A 10,627-nucleotide genomic window follows, 5' to 3' on the forward strand; every position below is an offset into this window, starting at 1 on the left:
CCTGAACAGGATTGATTAAAATATCAGCGTTTGTTAAACAGAAGATTCAGGTAAAAATTATCCGTTTGTGATGCACAGGCGAAGGTATATGACGGATCCTGGTTTCTTGCGGCCATTTCCTTTCGAATATCCCCGGCCATGACCTTGCCTAACTCCACACCGAACTGATCAAAGGGATTTACACCGAGAATGAAGCCTTCCAGAACGGTTCTGGCCTCGTAAAAAGAGAGCAACATACCAACACTTTCGGGTTCAAGATTATCAATGGTAATAATTGTTGAGGGGCGGTTGCCGTCAAAATTTCTGGCCGGATCATCTGAACTGCGACCAAGGGCAAGTGCACCGGCCTGGGCTAAAAGATTGGCCCATAGCTCCTGGTGATTGGTCACCCCTTTGGATATTGCCTGAAGCCCGGTGTATCCCGGCATTTTTACGCCGATAAAATCAATGGGAAAAGCCTTTCCCTGGTGGGCCAGCTGGAAAAAGGAATGCTGGGCATTGGTGCCGGGCTCCCCGAAGATAATGGTGCCGGCCGGTTGGGTCAAAGGCTGCCCTGTTGCAGAAACCGATTTGCCAAGGCTCTCCATATAAAGCTGCTGGACATGGGGGCTGAGCCGGGCTAATCTCGACGTATATGGAATAATGGCCTGGGCCGGATATCCCATATAAAGGATGTTCCAAATGGAGATCATTGCTGCGGTTAAAGGGATGTTTTTTTCTTCCGGACTTTCAAGCACATGGGTATCCATTATACTGCAGCCGTTCAGAAACCGTTTGAACACATCATACCCCAGGGCCAGACTTAAAGGCAGTCCGCCCACAGCCGATGAAACCGAATACCTGCCGCCGATGAAATCAAACATGTAAAAGGAGGCAAGCACGGGTGTATCGGGGTCGTCTCCCGGACTTCCCTTTGCCGTGATGGTAACCATATGATCTTTAGGGGCAATGCCCATGGTGTTCAGCCATGTGCTGACCTGGTTGAGGTTGGCCATGGTTTCGGTGGTGGTATACGATTTGGAAATAACGATCCAAAGGGTGGTCTCTTTGTCAATGGATTCAATGACCCGGGCAAAATTGTCAATATCCACGTTGGGCAGAAAGAAAAGATCCAATTTCCTGTCAGCTCCGGCCAGGGCCTGATAGACAAATTCACAGCCAAGATATGATCCGCCAATACCAATGACAACTGCCTGGGTAAAAGGTTTTCCGCAGGCCGAGCAGATTTTGCCTTCATGGACTGATGCGCAGAACTGTTCTATTTTTTCATTGACCTGTTGCATCTGCGCTTTAACGTCCATCTCCTTGTATAAAAGAGGAGAAGGTCCGGTACCCCGCGCCGCAGTATGCAACGCAGCACGGTTTTCGGTTGGGTTTACGATCTCTGCTTGGGTCATTTCACTAAATTTTTTGAGTGCATTGGACAAACGTTGAGATTCACGCAGCAAAGACAAGGCATTTTCATCGACCCGCTGACGTGAAAAATCCATAAAAAAACCGTCAGTATCGAGACTGAAGTCGGAGAATCGTCCGGGCCGGCTTAGAAGCTTCTGCAGGTGGTAATCCGGCGCGTTAAAATCCTGGGCCGCTTTTGTTAATTTTTCATGAAGTTTTTTTATGGAAGGATCATCCGGATAAAGCAAACCAGCCGGGTTCATATTTATTTCTCCTTGCATTTGAGGTGTTCAATTATGATGTGATGGATTTGCTTGCCTGTTTTTTATTTATAGAATAAACTTCGAACCATGAATATAAAAAAGATTGATGCCCTGTTAAAAAAAGGGGTGAACATTCCAAATCCTGCCACCGTATTTATCGGTGATGACGTTGACATTGAGCGCATATCCCCGGAGGGGGTAACGCTTTTTTCCGGCACCAAACTCACCGGTGCACAAACCCTGATCATGCCGGGCTCCGTTCTTGGTTACGAAACGCCGGTGACGGCTGAAAACTGTCTTATGGGTCCGGGTACAAAGCTGCATGGCGGATATTTTCAGGATACCGTATTCATGGGGGACAATGTTTTTGGTTCGGGCGGGCATGTGCGAAAGGGTTGTATCCTTGAAGAACAGGCCAATGCCGCCCACACTGTGGGTCTCAAGCAGACCATTCTTTTTCCCTTCGTCACCCTCGGCAGCCTGATTAATTTCTGCGATTGTCTTATGGCCGGGGGCACCGGTCGAAAGGATCATTCCGAGGTGGGATCGTCCTTTATTCACTTTAATTATACGCCGAACCAGGACAAGGCAACACCCTCCATGATGGGCAATGTCTACCAGGGCGTGATGCTTAACCAGAGGCCTGTGTTCCTTGGGGGACAGGGTGGACTTGTGGGGCCGGTCAGAATTGCCTTTGGATGCATCAGTGCCGCAGGATCCATTATCCGGAACAGCGAACTGCGGTGTGACCGGTTGATCATGGGCGGGACAATGAGAAGTGGTTCCGTTCAATGGCGTCCCGGTATCTACACCCGGCCCGACAGGATTTTAACCGAAAATATCTATTATATTTCAGGGCTGTATGCCTTAAAAGTCTGGTATCGTTTTATTCGACCCCTTTTTACCTGGGACTGGATGTCCCAGGCACTTGTTTCAGGGTTGCAGAAAAATATTGATCTCTGTATTCAAGAACGGATAAAAAGGCTGGATGCATTTGGAGACAAACTGAAACAATCAAAACAAATTTTACTCCAAAGGGAAAAAGGGCAGGGCAGTCAGGCAGTTGCCGTCCATGAGATCGTTCTGGAAAAACTGTCCCGGGCGTCATCAATATTTGATCAGGCTGAAAATGAACTTAAAACTCCCGGGCCGGATGGGGAACAATTTATACGGCACATAGACACGAATATTAGTCATAACAAAAAGGATTACGTTGGATTTATCCAGGGCCTTGACGAATCAATTTCGATCATGGGGTCAACATGGCTTAAAGGTATTGAAGATCGAATTGTTGGTCTGTTTGGGTTGGACGTATAACTTTACAAAATTAAAAAGCGGGATAACCATTTAATGGGACAGTTATTTGGAACAGACGGTATACGGGGCAGGGCAAACGCCTATCCAATGACATGCGAACTGGCCATGAAAACAGGGCAGGCAGTAGGCATTTTAACGCAAAAGTCGTCCAACAGATGTGTAATCATTGGCCGGGATACCAGGATTTCGGGCCCAATGATTGAATCTGCACTGACTGCCGGGATTGCGTCCGCCGGTGTTGATGTGATGATCACCGGTGTTATTCCCACCCCCGGTGTGGCGTATTTGAGTCGTGCCATTGAATCCTGTGGGGCCGGCATCATGATCTCCGCCTCCCATAATCCCTATTATGATAACGGCATCAAAATTTTTCAAAAGGGCGGTATAAAATTGTCCGATGAGCAGGAGGCCGACCTTGAAAAAATGATTCTTGGCCCACCCGTAGATTTGCCTTCAAAAATTGGCACCATTGTATCTGTCGATGATGCCCAGGAAAGGTATGCCCAATTTCTGGTAAAAAAATTTAATTTTCAAAACAAGCAAAGAAAGCTTAAATTGGTTATTGATACGGCCAATGGCGCGGCCAGTTTTTGTGCTTCCAAAATATTCACCGCTGACATTTTTGATGTAAATTTTATCCACAACACCCCAAATGGCATAAATATAAATGAGGAATGCGGGTCTCAACATACAAAAGATTTAAGCGATCATGTCAGAAAAGTTAACGCAGATATTGGCCTTGCCTTTGACGGTGATGCCGATCGTTTGATTGCCGTGGATGAAACTGGCCGGCAAATAACCGGAGATACCTTGCTGGCTGTTTTGGCTAAATTTGCCAAACAAACCGGAAAACTTGGCAATAATATCGTTGTCAGTACGGTCATGAGTAATGTGGGGTTTGGCAACGCACTGGCACAATTGGATATTAAGCACGAAATAACCGGAGTCGGTGACAAAAAAGTGTTGGAGCGCATGCAAGAGACCGGTGCCGTTATGGGCGGGGAAGATTCAGGCCACATGATTTTTCTGGATGAACAGACCACTGGGGATGGTGCATTATCGGCATTAAAGCTCATCGAAGTGATGCTTGAAACCCAAAGACCGTTATCCGAACTTGCTAAAATTATGACCGTTTACCCCCAGGTCCTGATCAATGTTGAGGTGGACGCATCCAGGCCGGATTTTATGAAAGTTCCCATTGTTGCAGATGCCATTAAAGAAGTTGAATCACAACTCGGCAGCCAGGGCAGGGTACTTGTGCGGTATTCCGGTACACAACCCTTGCTTAGGGTTATGGTTGAAGGGCCTGAAGAGAATTTAACCCGTCAATGCTGTGAGAAAATCTGTCAGACCATCAAAAAAAGTTTATAGCAGCTGTGGAAACCTCATATTACCAGCTTATACCCTACGTTGAAGCCTCACAGGATATCTTCAGGGATGCCCTTAAAGCCGGGATGATTCCTTCAGTCAACTCTCTGGCAGGCGTCGGTATTGTTTTTATTCCGGGGATGATGACCGGCGAGGTTCTTTCCGGTGAGGACCCAATGCTAGCCATCCGTTACCAGATCGTGGTGATGTTCATGGTCCGGCAGCGCTGTTTCAGTCCCGGTCACCAGCTTTTGTTAAGGCCGAAGCAACCCTTTGTAACCACAGGCAAGTGCATACATAAAAAGGGAAGGGGAGGGCGTTAATTAGCATATTAGGGCCTTTTTTCAACCTTAAGCTCCTGACATTGACGATAAATCATGTAACGGCAGATTACAAAAACAAAAAAACCCGGAACAAACATTTTTGTTCCGGGCTTTTTTTTAAGAGGCGAAAATCTTCGTTAGAAAGTTAATCCCTTGATACACCAAGCAAGCTGAGCAGATGAACGAATAATCCCATAAAATCAAGGTAAAGGCTTAAAGCACCAAGAATGGCACCTTTGCGGACCATGGCGCCCGTTGCATCGATGGGAAGGGTCACTGCCATGGATTTTAGTTTCTGGGTATCATAGGCGGTAAGACCTGTGAACAGCAGAACCGCAATCATGGAGATAATGGTCTGCATAGCTGAGCTTTGAATGAACATATTCACAACCATGGCAATGATGATACCTATCAAGCCCATCATTAAAAACTGGCCCATGCCGGTGAGGTCTTTTTTGGTTATCATCCCGTAAACACTTGCGGCACCAAAGGTGGCAGCACAGATAAAAAAGGTTGAGGCAATGGATGTCTGGGTATAAATCATAAAAATTGGGGCAAGGCAGATACCGTAAAGAACGGTAAGTCCCACATAAAGACCTGTGGCGGTGCTTGCCTGCATTTTTTGAATCCGTGCACTGAGAAATCCGCACATGACTATAAGACCGATGAATAATACCCAGGGCATAATGGGGTTGCCGTAAACGGCCTTCATCATGCCAGGGCTTTCAGATACAAAATATGAAGTCACGCCTGTAGCGGCAAGACCAATTGCCATCCAGTTGTATGTGCTTCTAATAAACGTATTAACCCGGGTCATTACTCCGGTTTGTTGATAGGAAAGATTTGTGTTCATTGGGTCTCCTTTTTTATTCCATGTTAGTCAGGTTACAGGTATTGTTTGATTTTGACAATAATATAACACGGGCAGGGCAGATTTCAATATTACATTTTGATTATATAAAACAGTCGGATATAGAACCTAATAAACGTGATGTGCAACTTTTTTTGACAACATGATTATATTCCCGATAGACATTGATTGATAATATCAGACAGGGAGGATAGAGTTATGTTGTCAATAGAAGATTTTATAATTGAAATATATTGAAAATTGCACATCATGTTAATAATATAAAAGTTAACATAATATATATTATCAGACCTTGAGGTGGGAGAAGAGGGGGGAAAAGAAAGGGTTATTTTTAACCTTTAGATAAATTAGCGGAGGGACAATCTTAAGCTAATAAGCCGCCCAAAAAAGAAAATCCTTAATGGTAGGCGCCATTAAGGATCTTCCAGAAGCCTTGGGCTTCTTAATATGAATTACATGTTAAGAAGTTAACTCAAAAAATAGAGTTTGTCAAGCTTACAGGTATAGTATTTTCTTTTTTCGGCTCGAAAGGAAAATATGAATTACAGTTTTATATCGCATGGTTATGCGAATGACCTTGATTTGTGGTTTGGGAAAATCGAAAGAAAAGATGGTGGAAAAATGACTGCAGGGATCGAAAAAACTTTTAAGGCGATGGTCAGATGTGCGGTTGGTGAGGACCATACATTTGTGAATATAGGAACATTAGCCAACCGGACAAATGTATGCTACCGAACCATTGAAAGACACATCAAGATCCTTAATGAAGCCGGGCTGATTACCGCTGTTAAAGAAGAAATCAACGGCTGGACGCAGACCGTGTATTATTTTCTTGCTCATCCTGTAATCACTAAATTCAGAGAATTACGGACTGGCAAAGCAAACCCTCAGCAGCCAAAGCCGGTTGAAACACCTAAGCCGGATCAGCCGGAAGCGGTTCCAGAAACTGAGTCTCAAACCGAACAAAAAATAACAAAAAATGACCACCTGGAGACCACCCGGGAGTGTCATGCTGTGGATCAACAAGCGGATCAACAAAATGTCGGCAATTTGTCGGATTATACCATAGATAGATTATATATAAATACTACCCCCCTACCCCCCTCAGAATCAGTTCAAGACCGCCAGGAGCCTGCAACCTGGACAAAAATCAGAGAGAGTATTATCGAAAAAGACCAACTCAATTTAGCAGCTAAAATGCTCCCCTGTCTGGAGGCCGAAATCGAGAACGACAGTGTAATTCTGTCAGGGCCAAACAAAGTAGCATTACAAAGAATCGAAAAAAATTACGGTCAAACGCTCAGAGATGATTTTTCTTTTTTTGGCATTAAAACCCTTGTCTTTAAAGTCTTTTCGGAAGAACGCCAAAAGAAAAAAGATGAAGATCAAAAGCTGCAGGATCAAATTCAACGTCAGCAGCAGAAAGAACAGCAGGAAAGGATTCTGGCTGAAAAACAGCAACAGGACGCTGAATTAAATAGTTTGCCCCTTAAAAAACAATTCGATGTGATTTTAAATCAATACCCCCGGCAAACCGGAAAATGGCAAGCCTGGATGAATTTTAAAAAACTTGTTCAGGCCGGAGAACTGCCAAAAACATCAAAACTTTTACAAATCATTAAAAAAAACAAGATGTCCCGGGACTGGCAGCGGGATAACGGCCGCTGGATACCGGGACTATCAAAGTTTTTGAAAGAAAGAAGATGGTTAGATTATGGAAAATGGACCTAAGCCCTCATGTAAAAGTCAGTACCTTGCTATCCATGGTGAAACCCAAACCCTGCTTAAACAGGGTTATACAATAAAAGCTGTGTATGATTATTTTTTAAAAAAAGGCGTTATTCATATGTCATATAATTCCTGGACTAAAATATTAAAAAATTATCACAAACCCTTTCCTTTCACACAGAAAAAAGATGAGTTATGAAGCCTTCATGTAAAAGTCAATATCTGGCTGTCCATAACGAAGCAAAGGCCTTGTTTGCCCAAGGTTATTCAAAAAAGACCATATACGATCATTTTATCGAAAAAGATAAAATTCATATGTCTTATGTGGCCTGGGCTAAAATAATGGAAAACCACGATCAAAAGTTTCCCTTCGGTCAAAAAAAATTCAAAAAAGAAAAACCCATAAGTCAAACCCCAGGAAAAATACGGGGTAAGTTCAGCCATTCAAATGATCCGTACCCGATTGAAGATGCAACAGACTCTATTGTGGAAGAAAAAGAAAATGAAAAACCGTTTAACCTCATCAAAAAGGAAAAATAATACATTGTTATTATTAAATATAATCAACGGGCGCAAAATTGAGCCCGTTAAATACAGGTAGGGAGCTGACAATTTTAAACCGTTATTTTTTAGGGAGTTTAACGATGGACCTGGAAGTAGAAAAACAAAAAATCAATATTACAACCACAAACGGAAAGCTTACAGTCTCTTCAATGATGGTGGCGGAACATTTCGAGAAAGATCATAAAAATGTACTGCGCGAAATCCGTCGAATTATGACAGAACTCCCTGAAGATTCTGACAATTTTAGCGGGCTCAATTTTGAGCCGGCTGAATATATTGATGAGCAAGGCAAGCCTCGTCCCGCCTACGACCTCACCCGTGACGGTTTTGTTTTGCTCGTTATGGGGTTCACCGGCAAGAAGGCGATGGCCTGGAAGGTTAAGTATATTGAGGCATTCAACGCCATGGAAAGGGCTCAAAAAGACAAATTATATTTAAAAGCCGCGTTACAAATACCAATAGACAGCGATCTGACAGTTTTATTGCCCACCGGCGAGTTCGGCATTTCAAGCTGGAAACTGGCCCGGGAAATTGACCAGCCCCACAATGCCCTGGCAACAAAAATCCATTATCTTGATATCCCCGCTGCATTCAAAGCAGAAAATTTTATCCCTATGGGCCATATTGCGGATCACGGTCCAAGAGAGGATGGTTACGGGATCACCTTGGCCGGTCTCGGCATGATGGGGCAAATTCTACGCAGTCAGGCCGCCAGGGGCGCGCAATTAAAAGCATATGATCAGTTAAAGGCTGTCAATTCCAAAAAAATCCAGGTGGAAACTGTCCAACTGCAACCGGTTCCTGATGCGATCCCCCGGTTTCAGCGGACTGCTGTTCCGGAAAAAAAGATGCTCGCCCTCAAAGGTTTAATTTCTATATGGGCATGGATCGAAAACACCAACACCGAAAAATTGGAAGCTGAACTATGTGCATACATGCAGATAGCAAACCTGAAAGGCATCACCACATCAAGCTATGAAAATGCCATGGAGTACATCTGGTCAGGCATGAATATGCTGCAGAATGATTTTATAGACCTTTGTACTGAGGAAGAATTACAGCCTTTAAGGGGCCTGTTTGATTTTATTGCCTATTATGATGACAGAATAAATTATGAATCTTTGTTTAATAATTTCAAAAAAACTCACCAGTTTGAAGATTTCACCAAAGTTTCCAAAAAGGATTTTCAAAAAATCATAATGTTAGCCTGGGGCACCATGTATGCCATGTGCCTTGGCGATAAAGCCGGATGCTGCAAAGCAAGCTGCATCCATAACCAATTAAAAGGATAAAAAAAATGGCAGCTATAAATATGATCCTGCAAGGTAAAGGTGGGGTTGGGAAAAGTTTTACAGCCAGTCTGTTAAGTCAGTATTTGCTTGATAGAGATCAGTTGGTCGGATGTTTTGATGCTGATCCGGTTAATGCAACCCTGACAGCTTATGCATCATTAAAAGCGACCAAAATAGAAATCATGGAAGGTGATTCTATTAACAGCCGGTTATTTGACACGATGATAGAAAAATTAATTCAGCTGCCGGATGAGGCATTCGCTGTCATTGACAGCGGCGCCAGCACATTTGTTCCCCTGGCTGCGTACATATCAGAAAACAATGTTGCTGAATTCCTGCAAGCCAGCGGCCATAATCTTACGCTGCATACCCTGATCACCGGCGGCCAGGCTGAAGGTGATACCATCCAGGGCCTTGCCTCCCTGATGGAAGGTTTTCCGGACACCCCCATAACAGTATGGGTAAACCCTTTCTTCGGTCAAATTGACTTTAAAGACCACAAACTGGAAAAGGCCAACCGGGATCAGGGCGGCACCACCATTGTTTTGCCGACCTATAAAAAAGAAACCTTTGGCTATGATCTGGAGCTGATGCTCAAGTCCCGCCTGACATTTGCCCAGGCAATCAATTCCGGCAAATTCAACGTCATGGCTAAACAGCGGCTTAAAATCGCCAGGGATGAAATCTGGAACATCCTGGATGAATCCGGCCTGATCATTGAGGCCCGGGAACAGCAGGAATGAAAAACAAAATCCAGGCGGAAATAGCCAAAAGGCACAAAATGACAGTGAGTGACAATGATCCTGTCTGGATCGTTGCAACTGTGTGTGAGCTTATGGCCGAAGAATACTCACGAAAACTTTCTGACCAGCAAGATATTCTTGCAGAAAAATTCAAGGAGGCGAACAAAAAAACAAACCCGCTGAATATGGTGATCGCCGTGCTTTTCGGCATCATTATAGGCCTGTCAATTCACCTGGTTATTTAAAGAGGAGTTTTAGAAATGAAAAGATTCTTACCGTTACTTGTACCAACCTTTCTTTTTTTTGGCGTTATCACCTTTGTTGATACTGCGTTTGCATCAACAATTTCGGAATTTGAAACACCGGCAGAAACCCTGATGGAAACCTTACGCGGGCCGTGGGCCAAATCCGTTGCCATACTGATGATCCTGGCGGCGGCTTTTGTGATGTGGTTCAAAAAAGATGATTTGGACGGGATGACAAAAGGTTTTCTTGTTGTTGTCTGCATCATATCCGTGCTGGCCCTGGCGGAACCGATCATTGATACGCTGTTCACATTCGGCAGCGGAGCATTAATATAATGCGAAGGATAGCAATACACCGGTCACTGCATCGTTCAGACCTGATCATGGGCATAGAGCGGGATTTGCTTTTCCCCATTGGTATTGCCGCCGGCGTGCTGATTGTATCCAGCGGCAACCGCCCCTGGCAGATACTGATAGGTCTGGTAATTCTGTCGGGCGGCTTTTGCCCTGGCCAGGAA

13 protein-coding genes are annotated in these 10,627 nt (G+C 44.3%); 11 read left to right on the forward strand and 2 right to left on the reverse strand.

All coding sequences use genetic code 11. The annotated features are described in order from the left end of the window. Positions 1 to 23: 23 nt before the first annotated feature. Complete coding sequence (locus DESPODRAFT_RS10955; protein WP_004073521.1) at positions 24 to 1,658, reverse strand: phosphoglucose isomerase-related protein; 1,635 nt, start codon at positions 1,656 to 1,658, stop codon at positions 24 to 26. An 87-nt stretch (positions 1,659 to 1,745) separates the two neighbouring features. Between DESPODRAFT_RS10955 and DESPODRAFT_RS10960 the strand changes: the two genes are divergently transcribed. From DESPODRAFT_RS10960 to DESPODRAFT_RS10970, 3 genes are read left to right on the forward strand one after another with little or no spacing between them, the layout of a single operon-like run. After that, a complete protein-coding gene (locus DESPODRAFT_RS10960; protein ID WP_004073523.1) occupies positions 1,746 to 2,975 on the forward strand; it encodes a hypothetical protein in 1,230 nt (409 codons plus the stop codon). A gap of 33 nt (positions 2,976 to 3,008) precedes the next feature. After that, a complete protein-coding gene (glmM, locus tag DESPODRAFT_RS10965; RefSeq protein ID WP_004073525.1) occupies positions 3,009 to 4,346 on the forward strand; it encodes a phosphoglucosamine mutase in 1,338 nt (445 codons plus the stop codon). A 5-nt stretch (positions 4,347 to 4,351) separates the two neighbouring features. Beyond that, positions 4,352 to 4,666, forward strand: a complete 315-nt coding sequence (locus DESPODRAFT_RS10970; protein ID WP_004073527.1) for an ABC transporter permease — start codon at positions 4,352 to 4,354, stop codon at positions 4,664 to 4,666. 145 nt (positions 4,667 to 4,811) lie between these two features. Here the strand turns inward: DESPODRAFT_RS10970 and DESPODRAFT_RS10975 are convergent, their stop codons facing one another. Continuing rightward, a complete protein-coding gene (locus tag DESPODRAFT_RS10975; protein ID WP_004073530.1) occupies positions 4,812 to 5,519 on the reverse strand; it encodes a Bax inhibitor-1/YccA family protein in 708 nt (235 codons plus the stop codon). A gap of 555 nt (positions 5,520 to 6,074) precedes the next feature. Here DESPODRAFT_RS10975 and DESPODRAFT_RS10980 point away from each other — a divergent pair. From DESPODRAFT_RS10980 to DESPODRAFT_RS20050, 8 genes are all read left to right on the forward strand, one after another. Next, positions 6,075 to 7,268 carry a helix-turn-helix domain-containing protein gene (locus tag DESPODRAFT_RS10980; protein WP_004073532.1) on the forward strand — a complete coding sequence of 398 codons (1,194 nt, stop codon included), beginning with the start codon at positions 6,075 to 6,077 and terminating at the stop codon, positions 7,266 to 7,268. Further along, a complete protein-coding gene (locus DESPODRAFT_RS10985; RefSeq protein WP_004073539.1) occupies positions 7,252 to 7,464 on the forward strand; it encodes a TraK family protein in 213 nt (70 codons plus the stop codon). The genes DESPODRAFT_RS10980 and DESPODRAFT_RS10985 overlap by 17 nt, the downstream gene beginning before the upstream one ends. Continuing rightward, positions 7,461 to 7,805: a TraK family protein gene (locus DESPODRAFT_RS10990; protein ID WP_004073540.1), complete on the forward strand. Its 345-nt coding sequence runs from the start codon at positions 7,461 to 7,463 to the stop codon at positions 7,803 to 7,805. The genes DESPODRAFT_RS10985 and DESPODRAFT_RS10990 overlap by 4 nt, the downstream gene beginning before the upstream one ends. A 104-nt stretch (positions 7,806 to 7,909) precedes the next feature. After that, the gene (locus DESPODRAFT_RS10995) at positions 7,910 to 9,121 is read left to right on the forward strand and encodes a Rha family transcriptional regulator (protein WP_004073541.1); all 1,212 of its coding nucleotides are present in this window, start codon (positions 7,910 to 7,912) and stop codon (positions 9,119 to 9,121) included. A 5-nt stretch (positions 9,122 to 9,126) separates the two neighbouring features. Further along, on the forward strand, positions 9,127 to 9,864 hold the full coding sequence (locus DESPODRAFT_RS11000) for a nucleotide-binding protein (protein ID WP_004073542.1): 738 nt from the start codon (positions 9,127 to 9,129) through the stop codon (positions 9,862 to 9,864). Beyond that, complete coding sequence (locus tag DESPODRAFT_RS11005; protein ID WP_004073543.1) at positions 9,861 to 10,109, forward strand: hypothetical protein; 249 nt, start codon at positions 9,861 to 9,863, stop codon at positions 10,107 to 10,109. The genes DESPODRAFT_RS11000 and DESPODRAFT_RS11005 overlap by 4 nt, the downstream gene beginning before the upstream one ends. Positions 10,110 to 10,124: 15 nt before the next feature. Further along, on the forward strand, positions 10,125 to 10,445 hold the full coding sequence (locus tag DESPODRAFT_RS11010) for a TrbC/VirB2 family type IV secretion system protein (protein ID WP_004073544.1): 321 nt from the start codon (positions 10,125 to 10,127) through the stop codon (positions 10,443 to 10,445). Beyond that, the coding region (locus tag DESPODRAFT_RS20050) for a VirB3 family type IV secretion system protein (RefSeq protein WP_004073545.1) at positions 10,445 to 10,627 on the forward strand (183 nt) is incomplete at its 3' end. The genes DESPODRAFT_RS11010 and DESPODRAFT_RS20050, both read left to right, overlap by 1 nt.

The sequence above is a fragment of the Desulfobacter postgatei 2ac9 genome (assembly GCF_000233695.2).
Classification (GTDB): domain Bacteria; phylum Desulfobacterota; class Desulfobacteria; order Desulfobacterales; family Desulfobacteraceae; genus Desulfobacter; species Desulfobacter postgatei.